The organism is Cobetia sp. SIMBA_158 (genome assembly GCF_046566945.1).
Taxonomy (GTDB): domain Bacteria; phylum Pseudomonadota; class Gammaproteobacteria; order Pseudomonadales; family Halomonadaceae; genus Cobetia; species Cobetia amphilecti.
This window is the reverse complement of record NZ_JAWJYL010000001.1, coordinates 831,758-854,946: the sequence shown is the minus strand read 5'-3', so window position 1 is coordinate 854,946 and position 23,189 is coordinate 831,758. Positions and strand designations below refer to the sequence as shown.

At 55.1% G+C, this 23,189-nt stretch carries 18 protein-coding genes and 1 pseudogene; 7 read left to right on the top strand and 12 right to left on the bottom strand.

Annotated elements, in window-relative coordinates:
* Window positions 1–87: 87 nt before the first annotated feature.
* The 5 genes from R2R70_RS03890 to R2R70_RS03870 all read right to left on the bottom strand — a co-directional run bounded on the left by R2R70_RS03890 (window position 88) and on the right by R2R70_RS03870 (window position 5,430).
* Window positions 88–762 carry an NERD domain-containing protein gene (locus R2R70_RS03890; protein WP_410977307.1) on the bottom strand — a complete coding sequence of 225 codons (675 nt, stop codon included), beginning with the start codon at window positions 760–762 and terminating at the stop codon, window positions 88–90.
* Window positions 763–1,150: 388 nt separating this feature from the next.
* Window positions 1,151–1,492, bottom strand: a complete 342-nt coding sequence (locus R2R70_RS03885; protein WP_410977306.1) for a DUF427 domain-containing protein — start codon at window positions 1,490–1,492, stop codon at window positions 1,151–1,153.
* Window positions 1,493–1,570: 78 nt separating this feature from the next.
* Complete coding sequence (gene egtB / locus R2R70_RS03880; RefSeq protein WP_410977305.1) at window positions 1,571–2,890, bottom strand: ergothioneine biosynthesis protein EgtB; 1,320 nt, start codon at window positions 2,888–2,890, stop codon at window positions 1,571–1,573.
* Between the two features lie 292 nt (window positions 2,891–3,182).
* A complete protein-coding gene (locus R2R70_RS03875; protein WP_410977304.1) occupies window positions 3,183–4,220 on the bottom strand; it encodes a TauD/TfdA dioxygenase family protein in 1,038 nt (345 codons plus the stop codon).
* Window positions 4,221–4,434: 214 nt separating this feature from the next.
* Window positions 4,435–5,430: an ion transporter gene (locus R2R70_RS03870; protein ID WP_153635470.1), complete on the bottom strand. Its 996-nt coding sequence runs from the start codon at window positions 5,428–5,430 to the stop codon at window positions 4,435–4,437.
* Window positions 5,431–5,629: 199 nt separating this feature from the next.
* Here R2R70_RS03870 and R2R70_RS03865 point away from each other — a divergent pair, with 199 nt between their 5' ends.
* Window positions 5,630–6,088: an META domain-containing protein gene (locus R2R70_RS03865; RefSeq protein ID WP_410977303.1), complete on the top strand. Its 459-nt coding sequence runs from the start codon at window positions 5,630–5,632 to the stop codon at window positions 6,086–6,088.
* Between the two features lie 173 nt (window positions 6,089–6,261).
* Here R2R70_RS03865 and R2R70_RS03860 read toward each other — a convergent pair whose 3' ends face one another.
* Entirely contained in the window at window positions 6,262–7,038 is a 777-nt protein-coding gene (locus R2R70_RS03860; RefSeq protein WP_410977302.1) for an SDR family NAD(P)-dependent oxidoreductase, read from the bottom strand.
* 84 nt (window positions 7,039–7,122) lie between these two features.
* Window positions 7,123–8,919, bottom strand: a complete 1,797-nt coding sequence (locus R2R70_RS03855) for an NAD(P)-binding domain-containing protein (RefSeq protein ID WP_410977301.1) — start codon at window positions 8,917–8,919, stop codon at window positions 7,123–7,125.
* Between the two features lie 442 nt (window positions 8,920–9,361).
* Here R2R70_RS03855 and R2R70_RS03850 point away from each other — a divergent pair, with 442 nt between their 5' ends.
* The 4 genes from R2R70_RS03850 (at window position 9,362) to R2R70_RS03835 (ending at window position 14,859) form a co-directional block, all read left to right on the top strand.
* Window positions 9,362–11,413, top strand: coding sequence for a sigma-54-dependent Fis family transcriptional regulator (locus R2R70_RS03850; RefSeq protein WP_410977300.1), 2,052 nt, complete (start codon window positions 9,362–9,364; stop codon window positions 11,411–11,413).
* A gap of 532 nt (window positions 11,414–11,945) precedes the next feature.
* Window positions 11,946–12,935, top strand: a complete 990-nt coding sequence (locus tag R2R70_RS03845) for a DUF1852 domain-containing protein (RefSeq protein ID WP_410977299.1) — start codon at window positions 11,946–11,948, stop codon at window positions 12,933–12,935.
* 95 nt (window positions 12,936–13,030) lie between these two features.
* Entirely contained in the window at window positions 13,031–14,065 is a 1,035-nt protein-coding gene (locus R2R70_RS03840) for a methionine synthase (RefSeq protein WP_410977298.1), read from the top strand.
* A 272-nt stretch (window positions 14,066–14,337) separates the two neighbouring features.
* A complete protein-coding gene (locus R2R70_RS03835) occupies window positions 14,338–14,859 on the top strand; it encodes a flavin reductase family protein (RefSeq protein WP_410977297.1) in 522 nt (173 codons plus the stop codon).
* Between the two features lie 290 nt (window positions 14,860–15,149).
* Here the strand turns inward: R2R70_RS03835 and R2R70_RS03830 are convergent, their stop codons facing one another.
* Window positions 15,150–16,496: a WD40/YVTN/BNR-like repeat-containing protein gene (locus tag R2R70_RS03830; RefSeq protein WP_410977296.1), complete on the bottom strand. Its 1,347-nt coding sequence runs from the start codon at window positions 16,494–16,496 to the stop codon at window positions 15,150–15,152.
* 548 nt (window positions 16,497–17,044) lie between these two features.
* Window positions 17,045–18,076 (bottom strand): hypothetical protein, encoded by a 1,032-nt coding sequence (locus tag R2R70_RS03825; RefSeq protein ID WP_410977295.1) that lies wholly within the window; start codon window positions 18,074–18,076, stop codon window positions 17,045–17,047.
* Between the two features lie 98 nt (window positions 18,077–18,174).
* Between R2R70_RS03825 and R2R70_RS03820 the strand changes: the two are divergent.
* Window positions 18,175–19,116 (top strand): annotated as a pseudogene (locus R2R70_RS03820) (IS30 family transposase); the annotation flags it as partial.
* Between the two features lie 28 nt (window positions 19,117–19,144).
* Here R2R70_RS03820 and R2R70_RS03815 read toward each other — a convergent pair.
* Genes R2R70_RS03815 through R2R70_RS03805 form a run of 3 tightly spaced genes read right to left on the bottom strand, consistent with a single transcriptional unit; the run spans window position 19,145 to window position 21,917 of the window.
* Window positions 19,145–20,041, bottom strand: a complete 897-nt coding sequence (locus R2R70_RS03815; RefSeq protein WP_410977294.1) for a hypothetical protein — start codon at window positions 20,039–20,041, stop codon at window positions 19,145–19,147.
* Between the two features lie 47 nt (window positions 20,042–20,088).
* Window positions 20,089–20,811 (bottom strand): HEPN domain-containing protein, encoded by a 723-nt coding sequence (locus R2R70_RS03810; RefSeq protein WP_410977293.1) that lies wholly within the window; start codon window positions 20,809–20,811, stop codon window positions 20,089–20,091.
* 8 nt (window positions 20,812–20,819) lie between these two features.
* Window positions 20,820–21,917 (bottom strand): DUF262 domain-containing protein, encoded by a 1,098-nt coding sequence (locus R2R70_RS03805; protein WP_410977292.1) that lies wholly within the window; start codon window positions 21,915–21,917, stop codon window positions 20,820–20,822.
* A 907-nt stretch (window positions 21,918–22,824) separates the two neighbouring features.
* Here R2R70_RS03805 and R2R70_RS03800 point away from each other — a divergent pair.
* Window positions 22,825–23,178 (top strand): hypothetical protein, encoded by a 354-nt coding sequence (locus R2R70_RS03800; RefSeq protein WP_043335079.1) that lies wholly within the window; start codon window positions 22,825–22,827, stop codon window positions 23,176–23,178.
* Window positions 23,179–23,189: the final 11 nt, after the last annotated feature.

Here is a 23,189-nt window from a genome sequence, read left to right as displayed (position 1 = left end):
GAAGAAGGTGAAGGGGTGATTAACGGGCAAGTGACTATCAGTATCCGCTCTGACAGGTATCGCGCTGCTTCCACAACGGCGCGTACATCACACCGCCTGTGTCGCACGACACTCCGGATAGGCCGAGCACCCCCAGAACTGTTGGCCCTCTCGCGCTCCGGCCTTGGCTGTCCGCAGCACCATCCGGCTGCTGCATTTCGGGCATTCACGTCTCGCCTGTGGATCATTGCGCTGCTTGAGGTGCTGTACATGAGCACGCTGCGTCGCCCGAGTCGGGGCCAGACGCCCCGTCAGCAGCGCCTCATGCATGGCCTCGACCTTCGCCTCGCTGAAGATGGGGGCCTTGAACGACTGTACGAAGGAAACAAAGTCAGTACCGCGCGTCACGTTGGCTGGCATCTCGCCTTTGAGCCTGGCGCTACCAACGAAAATGATCACCGAATGCAGGTGTTCGAATGGCACGCCAAGCGTCGTCTCCAGCGCCTTGAGATGCTTGTAGTTCTGACGTAACGGGTTCTGAAAGCTGAACGACTGGCGAGGAAACTGCTGGGTCCAGTTCGCCTCATGCTCACTGCCGAAGATCCAGCCCGTCATGTTCTTGGTTTCCAGCACGAAGCAGCCGTAACGCGACAGCAGGACGTGATCGATCTGGGTCGTCCCGCTCGGCGTCTTGAGGGTGACATTGTGCAGCGTTCGGTAGCCTTGTTTGCCGAGGCGACGCGCCATCCAACGCACGCGCCACTCGCCGATGCGACCTTTCATGCGGGGGGACTTGAGGTAACGACTGACGAAAGACGCCAGGACGAGGCATAGTAGTACACTCATCACTGGCGCGATGTTCGAAGGGACAACCACTGTCTTGACTCCTGGTGCAGCCTTTACGGAAAGGAATCAAGCGGGGTGATTCGTCCAACCGAGAGTACTGAGTCGTGATAAAAGAGCGATAAGGCTGCGGCGCGCTTGCCCCAAGCCAATACGGATGAACGCTGACCGCACCCGATGGCTGGGCGCGGTGCAGCAAGCGCAGGATTCTAACCATCTGGCAAACGCCAAGCTACTGTTCTCTATCGATTTATCCCTGAAGCAAGGCACGACGGACAGTTTTTACACCTACGAGAGAGTCAGATTGGCAGCGAAGCGTTCGAAAGAATTACTCCACCTCCAACGTGACCTTGTCGGTATCGAACGCCAATCGCCCAGCGATTGACTGCACCTTCTCGATGGGCTGATCGTAACTCCAGGCGATATCGGCAAGATCCGGTAGCGAGTAATAGGTGCTGTCGCCCTTGAAGGGGCAACGGGTGACGGTGTGAGAGACCGAAAGCTTCGCCATCGCCACATCGGCGCGCGGCAGGTAGAGCCTCGGCGGATAGCTCTTCTCGCGCAATTCCAGCGCGTTGCAGGTGTCGGCGATCACTGTCTCACCGACCAGGATTCGCACCCGCGAGGATAGCGGGTGCAGCGTGATACGCGGTTCGGGATGGTCGGCCATGAACACTCCTTTACGGGGTAGCTGATGAAAGCGGCAGATGAAGGCGCTTGCCGGCGAGTCATGAAGGGCCAAGCCCCATCACTCACCATCATCCTTGGCGAGACGAAAGCCGGAGAATGCCCAGCGGGCCTCGGGCGGGAAGAAGTTGCGATAGGTCGCGCGGATATGGTCGGCAGGCGTGGCACAGCAGCCTCCGCGGAGCACCATCTGACCGGACATGAACTTGCCGTTGTACTCTCCCAGGCTGCCCGGCAGTTTGCGAAAGCCCGGGTACGGACGATAGGCGCTGCCCGTCCACTCCCAGACATCGCCGAACATCTTACTCGGCATGCCTTCGGCTTTATCAGACGCGACTGGCTGCAGATGATCCTTTTCGACGAAGTTGCCCGTGAGGGGGACATCCTGGGCCACCGTTTCCCACTCGGCTTCAGTCGGCAGACGCGCGCCCGCCCACTGTGCGTAGGCATCGGCCTCGAAGAAGCTGACATGGCAGACCGGCGCGCTCAGATCCACCGGCACCAGGCCACCCAAGGTGTAGTGATGCCAGACGCCGTCGCGCTCGACCCAGTAAAGCGGCGCCTGCCAGCCTTCCGCCTTGACCGTGGCCCAGCCATCCGCCAGCCAGTACTCGGGGGTGGCGTACCCGCCGTTTTGCATGAACGCGAGAAACTCGCCGTTGGTCACCGGACGATCGGCCATCTGGAACGCTTCGACGAACTGACGGTGACGGCCCATCTCGTTGTCGTAGGCGAAGCCGCCTCTGGATGCGTCATGGCCGATGTCGCGAACCCCGGCAGGATAGGCCAGCCAGCCGAGCGGCGGCACTTCCTGCGCAGATGTCGGTGCCAATCCCGGAGTCAGATCATCCCGATAGGCCGGACACAGCGGGTTCTGCGCCAGGATGTGCTTGATGTCCATCAACAGCAGCTCCTGATGCTGCTGCTCATGCGGCAGCCCCAGCTCCAGGCGGCGAAGTATCTCGGGCAGATGTTCCCGTGGCGGATTCTCAAGCAGCGCTTGTATGGCCTGATCGACGTGCGCGCGATAGCGATAGACATCGTCGACGGTCGGGCGCGAGATCGTGCCACGCTCGGCGCGCGGGAACGGTACGCCATGTGTCTCGTAGTAGGAGTTGAAGAGGTGGTCGTAGGCTGGGTCGAGCGTCTGATAGTCCGACTGAAACGGCTTCAGGATGAAGGCTTCGAAGAACCAGGTGACATGGGCGATGTGCCACTTGGGCGGGCTGACATCTGCCATGCTCTGCACCATGTAGTCTTCCTTGTGCAGCGGCGCACAGATCGTCTCGGTGGCGGCGCGTACCCGCTGGTACGCGCGTAGCCACTCCTTGGCATGCAGGCTATCGGGTCTTTCGATGACGGTGTCATGGGCAGATGACATGATGGCTTCCTTTGCGAGTCTGGTGCTCTCCCTGAAACGTGATCGGACAGGCTCTTGGCCAGCACGGCTGACGCTCCTCTCCTGTCCCAACAGCGCTTGGCCGGGATGATGTCCCCACCCTATCACTCGTGCGGCTGATGCCAACTCTTCACGGGCTCTGGTCTTTTCTCTAAAACTAGATCTGCACCTTGATCTCCCCCCTGATCTGCCCTGATCTGCCCTGATCTGCCCTGACCTTCACTTCGCTGTGATGAATGTGTCGCTGCAAGTGTCTTGCCTGAGCGCGCCAGCCTCAGTTCTGCATCGGGATGTTCTCTTCCCAACGAAAGCCGATACCGCCGCCCTGCCATACACCATTGTCCAGCGGGCTGGGGCCATGGATATCCACCTGCAGCGGCAGGCCGAAGCCAGGTGCCAGATCCTGAGTGCCACGCACGGTACTGCGATGCATGATCCGCAGGCCTTGCTCCTGTGCCGGCAAGTGCGCGCCGGGCGCGGCCCGATGAGCCACCGTCAGGTTATCGATGAACACGCAGTCGTTTTCCTGATACTCGAAGTCGAGGGCGTAACCCTCGGTGAAGCCGGCATTCAGGATGGCGTTGTACTCACGGCAGAGCTGCGTCAGCTCTTCGGCGGTCAGCAGCCGGAAGGCGTCCTGATCGGGTAGCTTCTCGATCACTGCGCCGGTCATGCCCAGATGAAGCCAGATGCACTTGCGGCCGGTGATGGGGTGCTCGTGTACCACAGGATGTACGGCCCCGGAGGAGGAATTCACCGAAGCAAGACGGCGCCAGAAGGCCTGACGCTCGGCAGACAAGGCGTCATGGGCCGCACCCTGATGGGCAAAGCAGGTACCACCTCCCTTCTCGGCCGGGCGAATGATGTGATAGCCCGAGTGCGAAAACGTATCGGTATTGAAGCTGCCGTCGTTATGCCATTGCGGCCCGACACCGGGGATGCCGTGGCGGCGATCGTTCGACAGCCGAAAGATATGCCGATTGCCGTTGGGGGTAGCCGGATGCATCCCATGGGTACTGTGCAACTCCTTGCCGCCCCACCAGCAACTGGCGCGCAGAAAGTCAGCGGCCTCCAGAGGCGTATCGCGCTTGAAGACCAGGAAACCGCGCTCGGCCATGATCTGCTCCAGCGCCTCAAGCACTGGCGCGGGCGGCGCGTCCAGAGCAGATAGGTCGATCCCCCTCACCTCAGCGCCTACCGGCTCCAACGGGGTGATGCGGCCACCGAATTGCTCGATGACAGCCACCTGAGCCGGGTCGAACGGAACGCCCGGCGCTGACTCGGCTACCTCAGTGCGTGTTGGATTCGCCATGACACTGACCTCCTGTCGCGGCTCCCACGCTGGCGAGACGCTGATGTGTCATCAGGCAGCGCTATCGCTGCGCGACGACACCCACAACTCGCAGACTCTCAGCGTGGGATGAATGTATCAGCATTCTCGCAAACACATTCCCGTGCGCCAAACCTCGGCCCATCTCATCCCGAACGCCGCGAGTGGCTCATCAGGATGACGCTAGTCAATCACGTCACTCGTATTTCTTCTGCCAACTCTTCACGGCGATCCGCTCCTTGAGCAGATCCAGCATGTCGATCAGCACCTGCTCGGTGATCTGCTCCGTCCTCGGGTCAGTGCGCGACCAGGCATCGAAACCACTCTCTGCCAGATGCCCCACCAACGCCGAGAACTCCTTGGAGCGCAGGCCGACCAGCGCTTCATCGACAAGGTGACAGGCCAGATCGGACAACGAGCTTTCAAGCCCTTTCGTCAGTTGGGTGCCCATCGGCAGGCGCGAGACACGCTGGAGCTCCGGACTCTCGGCGAGAGTGCGGCTGACCAGGCCCCGCACATAGCGCAGGGTATCGTCGCGATTCTGGGTGTAGACGTCCCCCGCCATGGTCTCGAGGCGCTGGGTAATTTCACGGATCAAGGCCTGCTTGCGAGGCTCCACGACACGCTCGATCACCGAAGATGAGAGGTCATCGCTGTCGCGCAACTGCTGCTGGACGTTATCGAGCATGCGCAGGGAAATACGGTCCGTCAGCTCTTCCAGCAGAATATCGAGATACTTGGCCGCCACACCGTAGACGTACCAGCGGCGCACATCGATCAAGCCGAGACGTTGCAGGCGGAACAGCAGCGAGATCACACGCAACACACGCAACAGGCGGAATCCGCTCAACGGGATACACCCCAGCACGTCATACCAGTGCACGAAGGGATAGAAGAACCAGCGGTGGTAGCGCCGCTCCGCGATGGCCACTGCCCATCCCGCCAGCACATCGAGCAGGAAGACGGCGACGAATGCCAGGTCGATGGAGAGGAAATTGGCGTGGATGTTCTGCTCATAGGCCGCATGCAACCCGGGTGTCACAGCCTCGAAGGCCGTGTTCAGCGGGGGAATCAGGAAGAGGCTATCGAACAGCAGCAATGCCAGATTGGCGATCACGAGCACGATGATGAACAGATCCCACCACAGATGTATCCGCTCCCTGGCGGACGAGGGCGTGCGGGTGGCTGGCATGACAACTCCTTGGCGATTGTTTCAGAATGCGTAACGCGTCTTCCTGATTCAGCCTACAACGCTTCAGATGACCATGCTTGAGATGACCACGCTGGCGATGTTGCTGTCTGCGAGAGCCTCCAGCGCTCCCGGAGCACAGCCCTTAAAAGCACAGCCCCGAAATCGCCGTAGACAACCTATTAGTGAGGGAGACATCCGCATGAAACAAGCGCAAGTGATGACATGGGCCGCCGTGATGAGCGCAGCACTCACCCTGGGCGGCTGCGCAGGCGCTCAATCCTCTAAGGATTATCAAGGCGTCGACGAGCCGCTGGAGAACACCTATTGGAAACTGGTGGCACTCGATGAGCAGCCGACCCCCGTAATGGAAGGCAAGCGTGAAGCCCATATCGTCTTACATACACAAGACTCCCGAGTGGCCGGCTCCACCGGCTGCAATCGCTTGATGGGGGAGTATCACCATGATGAACAAGAGCTCGGCTTCGGCCGTCTGGCCACCACGCGAATGGCGTGCCCCGGTGAAGTAGCAACGCTCGAACGCGATTTCCTCACGACACTCAACGACGTGTCGGGCTGGCAGATAGAAGGCAAGACACTGACGCTGACCGATGAGCAAGGTGTGTCGCGTGCCCGCCTGGAGGCCGTTCACCTCTACTGATCCCTATCGCTGGCCGCTCAGTGCAGGATGAAGCTGGACTGAATACTCTGCGCAACAGACCAGACACCACAACGCCGCCTCCCGTTGCCGGAAGGCGGCGTTGTGTCATGCGATCCCCCCTTGCCGTCAGCCACTGAGCTCAACTTTGCTCTCTGTGCTGGCTCATTGCTGACTCACAGCGTGAAGCCACCATCGACGGCGATGGCCTGCCCTGTCACGTGTCCGGCCTGGGCGAGGTAGACCACCAGCTGCCCCATGTCCTCAGGTGTCTGGGCGACTCCCTGGGGCAGCAGGCTCTTCTGCAGGCGCTCCCATGCAGCGGGCTCGCTTTCGCCTTCCTGACTCCAGCGTGCCGAGAGCCCGCTCTCGCCCCGCCACATGCCGGTACCCACCACGCCCGGGCAGATCGCATTGACGGTGATGCCTTCCGCTGCCACCTCCTTGGCGACGGCATTGGTAAAGCCGATGACCGCGAACTTCGATGCACAGTAGTGCGACAGATCAGGAAAGCCGACCTTGCCGGCCATCGAGGCCACGTTGATGATCCGCCCGACGCGGCGTGTGCGCATCACGGCGACCTCGGCCTGAGTGCACAGGAAGGTACCGCGGGCGTTGACGTTCATGACGCGATCCCACTCCTCCACCGTCAGCGCGTCGATGGAATGGATGCCGATGATGCCGGCATTGTTGACGGCGATATCGAGCGGGCCGAGTCCGACTTCGGCCTCCTCGATCAAGCGCCGCACGGACGCCGCATCCGCGACATCGACCTGTAGCGCCAGACACCGTCTACCCAGTGCCTCCACTTTTGCCGCCGTCTCGCGGGCGATGGCGAGATCCAGATCCGCCACCACGACATCCACGCCCGCCTTGGCCAATGCCAGCGCGATCCCCTGCCCAATACCGCGCCCACCCCCTGTCACCAGTGCAATCCTGTCGTTCAGCTGCATGAGTCGTCTCCTGAATCTCTCACTGAAATCTACAAATGCTGCGCTGCTGCCATGGCGCTGGCACACGGTCCAGCGCCACTGGCCTCAGCTCAGGTGGTGAACTTCCTGAAGGCCGTAGACCGGCGTCGGGATACCCTCGAGCCGCGCCTTGAGCTGCAGCGCCAGATACTGGGAATAGTGGCGGGACTGGTGCAGGTTGCCGCCGTGGAACCATAACGCCTGCTGCTGGGTCGGCTTCCACATGTTGCGCAGCTCCCCCTCCCAGGGCCCGGGGTCCTTGAGCGTATCGGAGCCCATGCCCCAGCATTTGCCGACCTTGTCGGCGACGTCCTGCGAGATGATTCGTGCCGCCCAGCCATTCATCGAGCCGTAGCCGGTGGCATAGACGATCAGATCGGCGGGCAATTCCGAGCCATCGGTCAAGGTGACCGAGCGCGGATTGATGCGCTCGATGCCGACGCCACTGCGCAGCTTGATGTCACCATTGGCGACCAGATCACAGGCGCCCACATCGATGTAGTAGCCGGAGCCGCGGCGCAGATATTTCAGGAACAGGCCCGAGTCGTCATCGCCGAAATCGAGCAGGAAGCCTGCCGCCTCCAGTCGACGGTAGTAGTCGGCGTCGCGCTTGCGGATCGCCTCGAAGATCGGGCGCTGGAAGTCTGGCAGTATCCGGTAGGGAATCGAGGCAAAGATCAGGTCCGCCTTGTGGTGATCGATGCCGTTTTGCACCGCCTGCTCGGAGTAGAGCGGCCCCAGCGCCTCTTCCATCAACGAGTTGGACTTCACCACATGCGTGGAGGAGCGCTGCAGCATGGTCACGTCTGCATCGTGCTCCCACAGCGCGGCGCAGATGTCGTGAGCGGAATTGTTGGCGCCCACCACGACCACCTTCTTGCCACGATAGGCATCCGGCCCCGGGTGCTGACTGGAGTGCTGCTGCTCACCTTCGAAGGTCTCGGCCCCCGGGAAGTGCGGCACGTTGGGCATGCCTGACATGCCCGTGGCCAGCACCAGTTGCTTGGGACGCAAGGTCACGGGCTTGCCGTCGCGTACCACCTCGACCACCCACTCGCCGCTCGCCTCATCGAACTGAGCACTCTCGCAGGCCGTGGAGTTCCAGTAATTGAGCTCCATGATCCTGGTGTACATCTCCAGCCAGTCCGCGACCTTGTCCTTGGGCGCGAACACCGGCCAGTTTGCCGGGAAGGGGATGTAAGGCATGTGGTCGTACCACACCGGATCATGCAGACACAGGGACTTGTAGCGATTGCGCCAGGCATCGCCCGCACGCGGATTCTTGTCGATCACGATGGTCGGCACATCCATCTGTCTGAGCCGCGCGGCCAGCCCGATACCGCCCTGACCGCCACCGATGATCACGCAATACGGCTGGCGCTCGTAGCCCAGCTCGGCCTCTTCGCGCTGACGCGACTCAAGCCAGGTCTCACGCTGCTTGTTGGCACCATGCTCGGCGCCCTTGGGGCGTTGCATGCCCAGCGGCTCCGGGAATTCCTTGAGTTCGCGCATGGCGGTCAACAACGTCCAGCAGCGCCCTTCCTTCAGGCGCAACAAGCCCTTGCCGCGTGCATCGGCGGTCTCGAAGGTGAACCAGGCTTCGACGATGCCGCCGGCCTCACTGGCCTCGCCATCCAGTTGCCAGCGAGAGGGAGCGACATGCTCAAGGGTCGCCGCGAGCATCGACTGGATCTCGTCCTTGCCCTCCGACGTCTTGAGATTCCAGGTGAAGGCGATCAAATCGCGCCAGTAGCATTCCTCGCCAAACAACGAGAGAACCCGGGCGATATCGCGCTGAGTCAGGGAGGACTCGAAATCATCGAGCCATTGCTGAGCGATCTGAGTTGGCGTGCGTGCGGTCATGGCGTCTCTCCGCGTGTTGTTGGATGTTGTAGTCACGCCTTCCATCCAAGGCATCAAGCATGCCAGCTTTGTCATGCACGACTGACAAAGCTCGTAAGCACTTGTCGTGAATGACAAAAATTCGCCACTACCGCGCCACCAACCTCCTCGCCTCGCCGGGCTCTCCACCTTCCTTGTGACAACTGTACGCCGTACGCCTGACACGGGGCGTTACACCTGTAACGCCCCGACCAAGGATGCAGGACAGGGTGATTGACGCTCCCGCCACACCGCATACGCTTGAAGGAGCACACGCCGCTTTTGCTATGGACGCTGTTGTGACAACCGCGATTGCCACTTTCACAAGAGCCATCGCCACTTGCACGAGAGCCATCGCCACTTGCACGAGAGCCATAGCCACTACCAAAAGAGCCGTCCCGAGACGGCCAGCGCCGAGGCAGCCATGATCCGCCAACTCGAAACGATGCAGCCCGACAAGCGGCAGCATATCCAGACCCTGATGCAGCTGGGCGAAGGCCGCGACGCCTTCCCTGAGGCGCAGCGCGATGTCATCCGTCGTTCCTGGCAGCGCTGTCTGGAGGAATATCAGCTCGACCCTAGCCGCCCTCGCCCCGTCCGCGTTCTCACCCAGCAGGCGCTGCGCGATCATCAGGAATCGGCGGATGAGCTGCTGCACGTGGCGCGTGCCGGGGTGGAGCGGCTCTATAGTCAGATCGCACAACATGGCTATGCGCTGATCCTCACCGATCAACGCGGTATCGCGGTGGATTTCCGGGGTCAGCGTGATCAGTTGAGTGAGCTGCGGCGCGCGGGTCTCTATCTCGGCTCGGACTGGAACGAGCGCTATGCCGGCACCTCGGCGGCGGGCACCTGTCTGCACGATGGCGCAGCCGTCACCTGCCATCAGCGTGAGCACTTCGATGCTACCCACATCGACCTGACCTGTACGGCGGCCCCCATCACCGATCCCCAGGGCCGTGTAATCGCTGCCCTCGACATCTCGGCGCTGAAATCGCCCCGCCCACAGGAGAGCCAGACCTTTGCGCTCTCCCTGGTCACCCTACATGCCCGCATGATCGAGGATGCCTACTTCCTGCATCGCTATCGGGATTGCCTGATCCTGCGCTTCGACACCGCGCGGGAATTCGTGCACCTGAATGGTCGTGGCCTGTTTGCCATTCAGGAAGATGGCAAGGTGATCGCCGCCAATCACGAAGGCCGACGCCTGATCGATGCGCATCTTGAACGCTGGCCACCGTGGACGGTCTCCACCCTGCCCGCGGTCACGCAGCTGTTTGATGGAGAGCTCAATGAGCTGCTGAGCATTCCGCACGCCAACCGGGATCAGATCCGCGCCTTCCGCCTGCGGGCGGATGACGCCATCGTCTTCGTGACGCTGATCGAACCACGCGGCTATCCGGTGCGGGCCCTCCCCACTGTCAGTCAGCAGGATGACCCGGTGCCCGAGCTGGACCAGCTCGCGGGAGATGACCCTTCCATGCACCGGCTGCTCAAGCTGGCGCGCCGCATGCGCCATGAAAACGTGAGCATCCTGATTCGTGGCGAGACGGGAACCGGCAAGGAAGTGTTGGCGCGGGCGCTGCATGACAGCGGACCACGCGCCAAGGCACCCTTCGTGGCGGTGAACTGCGCCGCCATTCCGGAATCGCTGATTGAAAGTGAACTCTTCGGCTATCTGCCGGGCGCCTTCACGGGAGGAAGGCCCAAGGGCATGCGCGGCCTGATCCAACAGGCCAACGGCGGCACGCTGTTTCTGGATGAGATCGGTGACATGCCGCTGCCGCTCCAGTCGCGCCTGCTGCGCGTGCTCGCCGAACGGGAGGTGTCGCCACTGGGGGCCGAGACGCCCATCAAGGTGGATATTCGCGTCATCACTGCCACGCATCGTGATGTCACGGAGCTGATCGCCAGCGGGCAATTCCGCGAAGACCTCTACTACCGACTCAACGGCGCCGAACTCCTGCTGCCCGCACTGCGTGAGCGCGCCGACCGCCACTACCTCATTCGCCAGCTGCATGCGGAGCTGCAGGCCGAACGCGACCAGACACTCCACCTGCGCGCCGATGCCATCAGTGCGCTGTTGAGTCATCACTGGCCGGGCAATATCCGCCAACTGCGCAATGCGATTGCCTTCGCGATGGCCACCGCGGAAGGCGATGAAATCACCCTGCATGATCTGCCGGAGGTCTGCCAGACCCACACCGGCAGCACCCGCGGGGCTGCCAGTCCGCTTGCCGCTGCCTCCCCCTTCGCATCCGGCGCTTCCTCGAACCCGGCCTCTCCTGCGTTCGCGTCTGCTGGGGCTGATGCGGGGACTGATGCGGACGCCAGCGAACTGCTCGAGCTGTTACGCCACACGGATTGGAACGTCAGCCAGGTCGCCCGCCAACTCGGCGTCTCGCGGCCCACCATCTACCGCCGCATGCGCCGCCACGGCCTGGTGGCCCCCAATCATCAGCCGCTCGCCTCATGAGCCAGCCGCATCTTCATGGCCGAGTATGGAGAACGTGAAGAGTGCATAAGGGTGTCGCGCTCTGAAGCGTCAGTTGCTTGCCACACACGCTGGCCCGAGCGGAAGTTCGGGCCAGCGTGTGTGTTTCTCCATTCTTGCCCCTCTTACCCCTTTCCCACTCCTCACGTCAACGTCTCTACGGCTCACATTGCGCACTTGCTGAGCCCGCCTATCCCCGCTCGATTCGCCGGCTTTCATCGCGCCAGACATGACGCTCGCCACCATCATGAATCCTGCTCAACTTGAACATTAAAAAATCCAGTTTGTCTCATGGAGCAATGAACTAGATACTCATCTGCATCAGATCGTTGATGAAGACTTCCCATGACGCTGCACTTCACAGCCAGCACACGGAACGTGATGGCGAGCAGCGTGCCTCTCCCGGCATGGATGCGTTCTCACAGAGAGCAACCCGCTCACGAGACGCCTGAAAGATCACGGGAAGATGTCGACGACACAGTGAATTTTCTCTCTCAGGATCAGGGTGAACGCCATGAGCAACGAATTCGGTTTCAGCATCAACAGTCTGCGCTTCGACGAGAACTACGTTCCGGCGGAAAACACCCGCCTGACCACCAACTTCGCCAACCTGGCGCGTGGTGAGAGCCGTCAGCAGAACCTGCGCAGCACGCTGAACATGATCAACAACCGATTCAATGCGCTGGCCAACTGGGACAACCCCAAGGGCGACCGTTACTCCGTCGAGCTGGACATCATCTCCGTCGAGCTGAATCTCGATGCCGCGCGCTCCGACAACGCGCTGCCGATCATCGAGATCCTGCAGACCACCATCGTCGACCACCAGACGAATCAGCGCATCGACGGCGTGACCGGCAACAATTTCTCGTCCTACGTGCGCGATTATGACTTCAGCGTGCGCCTGCTGGAGCACAACAAGGGCAAGGACTCCTTCAGCGTGCCGGAGCAATTCGGCGAGCTGCACGGCAATCTGTTCCAGGCCTTCGTGGGTTCTGCTGCCTACAAGGAATGTTTCAAGAAGCCGCCGATCATCTGCATCAGCGTCTCGACCACCAAGACCTACCAGCAGACCGAGAGTGTGCACCCGATCCTCGGGGTGGAATATCGCCAGGACGATGACTCCCTGACCGATGCCTACTTCAGCAAGATGGGCCTGAAGGTGCGTTACTTCATGCCGCCAGGCAGCGTTGCGCCGCTGGCCTTCTACCACACCGGCGACCTGCTCAACGATTACAGCAATCTGGAACTGATCAGCACCATCAGCACCATGGACACCTTCCAGAAGATCTATCGTCCCGAGGTCTACAACGCCAATTCCGTGGCCGGCAAATCCTATCAGGCGAGCCTGAAGCAACAGGACCACTCACTGACGCGCATCGTGTACGACCGCGAAGAGCGCAGCCAGCTCGCCATCGAGCAGGGCAAGTTCGTGGAAGAGAGCTTCATCAAGCCCTACCAGAACCTGCTCGAGCAGTGGTCCGCCAACTGGTCCGCCAACCGATAACTCCCTCATTGGTCAGCTCACTGATCCGCAAACAGCGCGCTGATCGACGAACGACATTCGCTATCTGAACCATTCCAAGGACAAGGTTATTCATCATGACGAGATTACTCCCGACCTCCACCGCTGGCAGCCTGCCGAAACCTTCCTGGCTCGCCGAACCGGAGGTCCTCTGGTCCCCCTGGAAACTCGAAGGTGAGGCACTGGTCGCGGGCAAGCAGGATGCGCTGCGCGTCTCCCTGCAGGAGCAGCAGCACGCCGGGATCGATATCGTCAGCGATGGCGAGCAATCGCGTCAGCACTTCGTCACCACCTTCATCGAGCACCTGAATGGCGTGGATTTCGAGAAGCGCGAAACCGTCAAGATCCGTGATCGCTACGAGGCCAGCGTGCCGTCCGTGGTCGGCCCGGTCTCTCGCCAGAAGCCGGTGTTCGTCGAAGATGCCAAGTTCCTGCGCTCGCAGACCGATCAACCGATCAAGTGGGCACTGCCGGGACCGATGACCATGGTCGACACCCTCTTCGATGGCCATTACAAGAGCCGCGAGAAGCTGGCCTGGGAATTCGCCAAGATCCTCAACGAGGAAGCCAAGGAACTCGAAGCGGCAGGCGTCGACATCATCCAGTTCGATGAACCGGCCTTCAACGTGTTCTTCGATGAAGTGAATGAATGGGGCATCGCCACGCTGGAGCGTGCGATCGAAGGCCTCAAGTGCGAGACCGCCATCCACATCTGTTACGGCTACGGCATCAAGGCCAACACCGACTGGAAGAACACCCTGGGCTCCGAGTGGCGTCAGTACGAAGAAGCCTTCCCCAAGCTTCAGCAATCCAACATCGATATCGTCTCGCTGGAGTGTCACAACTCCCACGTGCCGATGGAGCTGATCGAGCTGATCCGTGGCAAGAAGGTCATGGTTGGCGCCATCGACGTCGCCAGCAACACCATCGAAACGCCGGAAGAAGTTGCCGAGACCCTGCGCAAGGCACTGCAGTTCGTGGATGCCGACAAGCTCTACCCCTGCACCAACTGCGGCATGGCCCCTCTCTCCCGTGAAGTCGCCCGCGGCAAGCTGCAGGCACTCAGCGCCGGCGCCGCCATCGTGCGCAAGGAACTCGAAGCACAGCGCTGATCGCTTGACCGAGACAGAGCACGGGTTAGGACACAGCACTGACAGATAGCGCCAGGCTAGTTCCGAACCGAGTTGGCCCGTCGATAGTGCTCGAGAGTGAAAGCAGACGCGACTGACACCGCCGCAAACAAAAATGGCCATCGTGAAGGATTCACGACGGCCATTTTTCATCACTCACATCCTTGTCACTCAAGCCCCCAGTCTCGCGCTATCGCTGCAGCCCCTCCCCCACGGCTGATCATTACCACCTCCCCACTCTCCCAGGATTTGCCATGTCACTCTCCGATACTGACACCAAAGCTGACACCACCATCGACCCCGCCAGTTTCCGTGAAGCCCTCGGCCACTTCGCCTCCGGCATCACCATCATCACCACCCAGGTCGATGACGAACCCATCGGCTTCACCTGCCAGTCGTTCTACAGCGTCTCAATGAATCCGCCGCTGGTCTCCTTCAGCGTCAAGGCAAGCTCGTTCAGCTACCCGAAGATCCGCCAGGCAGAGCGCTTCGCCGTCAACATTCTCTCCAGTGAGCAAAGCCATGTCTCCAACCAGTTCGCCATGCGTGGCGCGGACAAATGGCAAGGCATCGACTGGCAGCTCTCTCCCCTCGGCAACCCGGTCATCAATGACAGCCTGCACTGGCTCGACTGCAAGATTCACGCTGAGCACCCCGCAGGTGATCACCTGATCGTGATCGGGGAAGTGAAGGGGCTGAACTTGGATGTTGCGGGGACGGCGCAGCCATTGTTGTATTTCAAAGGGAAGTATGGGGGCTTGGCGGCGTCTGAGTGACATTCACTGAAGGCCATCTTGTGCTTTGAAGCATCTCTATGCACAAGTTCACGCATAGACTCATTGGGAAAATCAGTACTGGATTCATGGTGTTGTTCATCTGTGGCTTTTTGCTTCGGTCATGAATCCATGATTACTCAGTATTTAAGAGTTCGAGACCTCCGAGATTTCCATGGAGCAATGCTCAGATAACTACCTCCCTACGACCGAGTATTACGAGATAAGCCTCGTCGGTGGCAGGGAGTACACCCAGTAACCGGTCGTGCAGTACGATAATGCTTTAGAATGATTCAATTCTCAGGATTGGCTCTCGGCCAAGAGATAATCGTGGCGGTGCTGCCCATCGTATATCTCGTGGTGCCATCTTCGCCCTGTGATACGGGAGAGGTAAAGTTGGCCCGCCCTACTGCCCAGACGTTATCCTTACCGACGGTCATGCCCCATAGTTCCAGCCCATGGACGGTACTGTCTGTCGCTTGAGATACCTTGACCCAAGGCTTCCAGCTTTTTCCACCGTCTCGCGTCTGGTAGATCCACCCATACTGCGTAATGAACCAGCCAAATTTCTCGTCCTCCAAGCGTAGCCTTGTGATGTCGTAGTCAGGGTGTCGCCTGGAAGAATCAGGAAGTTGGATATCGGCAGCCTGCCAAGTCTCGCCTCCATCATTGCTGCACCAGACCTGCCAACTCCCCCCCATACAACCATGCTGACCAACGAAGTCCAGCCCGAGTAGAAATGTGTCGTCACTGACGATGCGCTGAGAAGACCATGAAGCGCCTCCATCCTGTGTCTTCAGCACCAGACCGGGTCCACCGACGGCCCATCCCAGAGCATCATCGACGAAGTCAATTTCCTGGATAGCGTTTCTTTCCAGGACTGGGCCAGTCACACGAAAGTGCTGTCCATCGTCTGTAGTCCGCAGCATTCGGCTATTGCCACCCACCACCGCCGTCGAGGTATCAGCATAATCGACGGCGTAGGCCTCCCCCTCAAGCCTTAGCTCCATGTTCACCGAACGATCCGCAGAGTTATAGGTTTCGTTATACACATGCCAGTGGTCGCCACCATCTTGTGTTCGATAGATGATGCTTCCCTTTCCTGTGACAAGGCCATTGTCAGCATCTCTAAATGCGACATCTCTGAAGCTATCCGCAAAACGCGAGTACCTGGAGACATCCCATTCCTTGTCCTGCTCGCTATCTGCCTTGACGATCTGCAGCCCAGGTCCTCCCACAGCAACAAGCGCCCCACCGGGAGCATAGGCAATGCTGTTCAAGTAAGTTGACGAACCTTCAAGGCTTCTAATGGTTAGACGACGCCCCTCGACCTGCTCCTGAAACCTGATCGGAACTTGTGCCTGATGTGAGTCGTGTCCGCCAGCATCTCTAACGTTATAGCAATCGCCTGGCTCGATATCCTCACCGCGAATGCAATAAGGGTAAAACCCTGAATCGGCATCACCTTGAGCAGTCGCCCGGTTCAGGCGCTCCTGTGCCTGAGCCAAGCGCTCTTCTGGGGTTGGCTCGGAACATCCGGCAAGAATATTGGCAGCCAAGACACCGATAAGGATTCCTCGATATCGCCCCAACGCGTGGGGTACATTGGCTCGGCTCGATGAGGCGCGGGTCTTTTTCATGTGTCCTTTCCTTGACATTTAGTATTCTTTCCTACACCTCGTGCATAAAGACGCCAGGAAACAGCCTTCGCTGTAACCATCGGCCTTACTTCACGCGATGAAGATGCTCTTCAATCGGCTGGGTCATCAGAATGAACTGAAAAATAGGAAGCTGATATTCCATTGAGAATATCAGCTTCCTATTTTTCTAGGAGTAAGATTCTAGAGGATCATGATTATGGATACTAGTGTGTGTACCGGTAGTGTACCGCTCAAGGCCTCCTCTCTCGGACAGCATGCCCCTGATGAGACGTAAGATTGCTTCTCTTGAATGCATGCTGACCGGTTATGGACAAGAGAAACATTTAGAATTTTATAACATAACACTGCATTCAGCTGCTTAGGCACTAAAACACACTGTAAGACATCAATTTCATGTTCATGACTATCATTCAATTAAATCACTTTTCAGCCACTTCTCTAGTAAATACCGAATAGGATGACGACAATTCTGGGGGCCTATACTGGTCATGAAAATGTATAAGAACAGCTAGCTTCTATATATCACTCTAATTGAGTTTTTTATCACTCTCAGGAAATTCAGTAGGAATAAAATCAATAGACATTTCAAGATACCAGTCACAAGTTCTTTTGGAGAGAACTCCACCTTCCAAGGCAGTCTCTCTGGCAAAGAGGTCAAATTTTGCTTGGGATTCGGAAAATGAACCCAAGGTTGACCCAACGAACCCATGAATTGCATTATTTCTTTTAATTCTCCAAGAATCAATCTCACCCAAAAGGCCTACATGATTGCTGCAGCGTTCTATGCTGTTACTCAAAAGCTTTTGGAAGGAAAAACCTTTAGCCTTAACGCCAAGACTTTCTAAGTAATTGAAAAGACAATTGCTAATCAAGCACTCTTGCAAGGTAATGGCCTCTAGATTAAACCCAGCTTCAATAGTTCTCTCAATTCTCTTTATTGTTTCTCGGTGCGCCACACCTCTGTCCTTTAACTCTTGAGACGCATCTTCAAAGGAGCAATTTATAGATTTCGACTTGTGTAATGCCTCGAATAATGAATACCCTCTTTTACTGACGTCACTCTTATCGATACCTTTTAAAAACTCGTAAAACTTGATATGAAAACCGTTTATAAATGCATAAACAAAAACCCATGTATGGGGAACCCAAGAGAAATATTTTTGTGGCGAATCGGGCTCAGGAATTTCCAATAAAGAATGACCAATATTATATATCCAAATACTTTGTGCATAAATTAAGCCAGCTGCATGAATATAAGTTCTATAGCCATTCGGGTATACATGTGCAACCTCGGAGGACCAGTCGATCAGATTTTGTTTCTGCACCCATAAGGACATCTCCTCCTCGTTAGCCTTAGTTTCTAAGATGTCAATTAGCAAATCAAATATCTCTTGGGGCTGAGGTGTTCGATCGTGAACCCCGTCGAAATAGAAACACATTGAGAGGTTTAGACAGAAAGCTTCTAAGTCGAGACGTCCGTCTTCATTGACATATTCATAGCTCTTAATAAACTCGAGAAACCTTTGCTGCTCTTTCAACATCTCCTTGCTCATACGCATATTCAACTCTTTATGATCTGTGGGTATTTAGGATTTAATACTTCAATATCGATGTAGCTTTGCTTCAAGTAGCCATTAAGAGATGATATCACCATCATAAGCTGAGTAGTCTACCTCAAGTTCAACCATACACTATCAGCCGCGAAATTCGCCGAAATACTGGTTCGAGCAATGACTACCGGGCTGAACCCGCGCAAGCGTCACGACTCAAGCGCCGGCGTTTTTGCCGGTCCAAACGAAAGCTATCCATCGATAGCGAGCGGTTCGGGCTTGTCGAGTACCTTCTTCGTCGCTACTTGTCTCCAAAGCAGACCGCCGGCAAGCTGCAACACATGAACTTACCCAAGCTTGAAGACGCCTACGTCTGTCGCGAGACGATTTAAACCGCCATCTATGCGCTGCCGGTTGGGCAACTGCGCAAAGAGCTCATCCACTGTCTGGGGCAAGGCAAAAGTACTTGTAAACCTCGTCGTGGTAAGACGGACCGGCGAGGACAGATCCCCGACATGGTCAGCATTCACCTCCGCCCGCCCGAGGCGGACAAGCGCGAGATGCCTGAGCATTGGGAAGGCGACCTGATCAAGGGCAAAGGAAATGCCTCAGCCGTTGGCACTCTTGTAGAGCTCAGTAGCGGATACTTGATACTGGCGAAAATGCATAATGCGACTGCGACTTCTGCTGTAGGGGGTTTCAATGCCGTCCTAAACAGAATGCCGTCGGCAGCACGAATAACTCTGATATATGACCAGGGACGAGAAATGGCCTGACATACCGCTATCACGCAAAATACTGGCGTCGCCATCTACTTCTGTGATCCTCATAGCCCTTGGCAAAGAGGCAGCAACGAGAATATCAATGGCCTGATTCGCCAGTACCTCCCCAAGGGAACGGGCCTATCAGTGACCGGTCAGGAAGAGCTGGATGCCATAGCATTTGAGCTAAATATTCGGCCTCGAAAACGCTTCGACTTCAAATGCCCTATCGAGGTGATGAGTGAACTGATGGCAAAGCACAATGAAGCACCACCCTCACTTCAATAGGGCGTTGTACTCAGAGCCTGTATCCGCCCTATTTTTGCCAATAGTTTGTCTGAATATTCTTTTCTATAGCTGCCTGGATTTGGCTCACTGCAACCTTAGTATTGCCGCTACTCCAAGTAGATACCGTAGTGTCGGGATCAACTATTGAGTTAACGCTTGCTCTCTCGTAACTTAGTAAAGGGCGACCAGATAAGTATAGCCTTCCATCTACAACCGTCGGCCAGAAAAATGCCACATCTACCGACTTCATAAACTGATACACTTTTACCGCCTGAGGAGCTCCACCAATGCTATCTTCTGGAGTTGAGGACCGAAGGAGGTCTCTAATAACTTCGAACGGTTCCATATCGAACCGCGATTTTTCCGTTTGACGCATATCCAATCCGTGACGTTGTTGTGCGAGTTTTTTAAGACGTACACGCATAGCCAAAACCCACTCTGAATCACCCGCGATCTCTATCTTCCCTAACCCACCATAATTATTACTATCATTTCGCTCGTGAGCAACAAATTCACGGTTATTAATATCGAAAATTATTCGCCAAATACGAAAACATCGCTGCATCCAATCATAACCTCCAAGAAGGAAGGTAACGTCTGGAACATCTTCACCCGGTGCAAAACTATGAACCTCTTTCTGCATTTGATTAAGCAAAGTTACAAGGTGATTCTTGAATTTTGTAAGGTTTAATGCTCGACTCTGGGATGGCAAATGTAAATTAGCAGCTTTAATGGCCGCGATAATCATGGGGTATGCCCAATCAGTCCTTCCAGCAAAGCAAACAGCCGCATCATCTCTAGAAAAACAAAAAGTCTTTTGACAGTGGTCAAACCTTTTCCCGTTGCTCAGTCGACTATCCGAGCAAAATACTAATTCTTCAGCTCCATTAACTAGGGTTCGTACCCAAGCTGTCGCAATTGTCATAATCCCTCCTTATAATTTTACTTAGGATATAGAACTAAAGAAGATTTTTATGCACTAAAAGATAACATCTGTCTATTTGGCCAAGAAGGTTTTCCTGAATGGGAGCACACATGTGTATGTAGCATTCTGTCTAGCGCACTTACAAGCTTAACTATATTATCCAAATGCTTACTTATATCTAAAAATGTCAAAGCTGGAGGGTTTTCATGAGCTATCGCTGTCCTAATATCATTAAATGAGTCCATTATATTTCTAGATGATCCTTTCAAAATAGGATCTACTTTCACATGAAAATCATTTATACCAAAACGATTAAAAAGCAATTTCCAATTTTTCGGTGTAGGATACTTTTTATCAGAAATTATATTCTTAAGGCCTAGCCCCCTAGTAAAAATTTGATTTGCATTTAAGAGCTTAAGGCTATTTTCATCAATACATACTTTTTCTATTGCTTTCCTCTCATCTCTCTTTTCTATATATAATGACGATGAAACTTTATTCGCTTTCAGGTACAAAAAGGCTATTGTATTTTGCGGTAGGTTACTAATTAAGCATTCATTGCGATGCAATACAAATTCATAGTGTTCAAAAAAATCTTTTATATACTCTTCTAGTGCAGCCGATGTCTCGAAAATTGCAGCATGCATTACTAGCTCTATAACTGACGCAGAATTATTAGCTCTTTTCAGGCTTGCAAGACGTGCTGTACGCAATAAATGATCAACTTTTTCTTCAAATGACTTCCTAGATGTACTTTTAGAATAAGCCATCTTACAACCTATATCTGAGAATTAAGAAAGTTAGAGAACTTTTGAATTCTAGCTACTACAGACGTTTTAGAACTAGTGCCTGAGCCTATCGTTTTTGAAAACTCTATTTCATTAAATAACTTTGCGGTAGCTATTAATAACTTATTTCTTTCTTTTTCAGAAAAGCTTTGGAGGTCATTCCCATAATTATGTACAGCAACCATCTGTGCATCTAATAATGCTGTATTTATAGTTGATTGTGGTTTTAGACTACTGTCAAATATTCTAAATGATAAATCACCATATAATAAGTGCATTACTTGAACAGAACGATTAAAGTCTGACTCAAATTTTTCTAGTAACTCATCATCAGCATGTTGATATTTTTCAGCAAACTTATTTAAAAAACCACTTAGTGGTTTTGAGTAATTCTCAAGATCATTTGACATAGCTAAATATCTTAGCACTAATTCCGAACGCTTCATCCTTTTATCGGCTTTAATTTTAGTTATATCTTTCCAATACGAAGATTTGGCTATTTTTTCAACAAGATCAATTAGGGGGCCTTGATAAATTCCATGCCTTAATTCTTGCGCGTTTAATTGTACAGACCCCGTATTCAATCTTTCAAAAACATCAAATTTTATTTGAGGGTGGGTATCAGGGAGAATTGCTATGCAACGAAGGGTTCTATTTTTGATATGGCGTTGAATTCTAGGGTCTAAATCAGACCAATATAATCCCTCGAGCTCTGGATAGGCTGTCAGCCCTTTGAGAGAAAACTCATCTTCTAAATACAACTTAATACTTGTTAGTCTTTGATTACCATCGATCACAGAAAACTTTGAATCATATGATTGATTCAAGTATAAAATCGGCACAGGACACTGAATAACTAATGATTCAATCAACCTCGAAGCCTGAGCACGATTCCATACATAAGAACGTTGATAACTAGGTATATAAATATGACCACTATCCAAATGCTCTTTGATAGTTGAAATGGAATAATCGTAAGATTCAGTGTGTAATTTCCTCTGATTAGGTGGTATTTCCATTACCTCGTCACTGCTGTACTTTTCTGGTTCAGGAAATAGCTCATCAGCTAAATTTTTAGATTTACTCATAAACACAACCTCTTATAAAAAATATATATGAAACATTATTTCGCATAGCAAAACAATTAAATTAAAACTGAACAACTTTTCTGTTTGGCTGATCACATATCTAAACAACATCAGTTCAATATATATACTTCACATTTTGGCTTAGCTCCAAAAACTTTTCTAGTTAGGCACACTGGATGGTTTAAACAACACCGGCACCATAATTCTTGTTGAAGCCAAATCAAACCCTAATATTATTACTAATAGAAGGCTTTAACAGTAACAAGAGGTCCTAGCTCAACCATCCAGCACTGGCGATTTAGAATGAGATATATAATGTAGTTCTGACACGGCTACCGCACGGCGCTGCAGCAGGGCAAGCTCCGTCCAGGGATCATACGACCCAGCATCCTGCTGAGTCAGTCAACAACCGTAAACCCGAATATGTGAAATTTCATGAAACCTAATGGTAGCCGACTTGGTGCATCTGCGGGTATAGATCGTCAGCTCAATGCGACACCCTGCGTCGCCTGAACGGTACGCTGTCTCGGTACCCCAGCGCGCCTCACCAATCCCTCCGCTCTATCGCCTCCCAACACCATGCCGGAAATTTCCGCGCCATTCGCCAACTCCTACGCGCCCTGTCTAATTGAACTGATACCGAGCTTCATAAAATTCATACGCCTAAGTAAGACATTGCTAACAAATCCCAAAAATCACTTCCCCCAGCCCAATGGGAAATTTCCGCTTAAGCCCGGAAAATTCCGGTTTTTCTGGCCCACCCTATCGATAACTTACTGATTTATATAGAAACTGGTGATAAGGGAGGCTCCGAATCGCCCTATCTCACCCCACAGCCAAAACTCATATTGCACTGCAGCAAAAACAGGCGTATCAATGTACTCAGGTTCCTTACTTGGAGAGCACAATGGCTAAACAACCTGCCTGGTCAGAGTTGGTCCCGACGACGCCGGCTGCGATGTTCGATGTCTGGAAACTGGGCACGACGTCGGTGGAGATGTGGTCGACGGCCATGTCGACCATCATGTCGCGCACTCAGTTGTGGGGAACCCAGTCACCGCTGGACCCGAAGATGATCACCGAGAACCAGAAGATGGTGTCGGAGAAGATCGCGGCCAGCTGGGAGATGTGGTTCGTGATGCAGAAGGCGTGGATGAACGCGATGACGGGCGGCAAGGTGGCGCCGTGGTGGACGACGGGCACCCTCTTCATCAAGCCGTTGCACAAGCGCACGACGGCCAACTCGCGTCGACTGTCGTGAGAGGCGTTGCA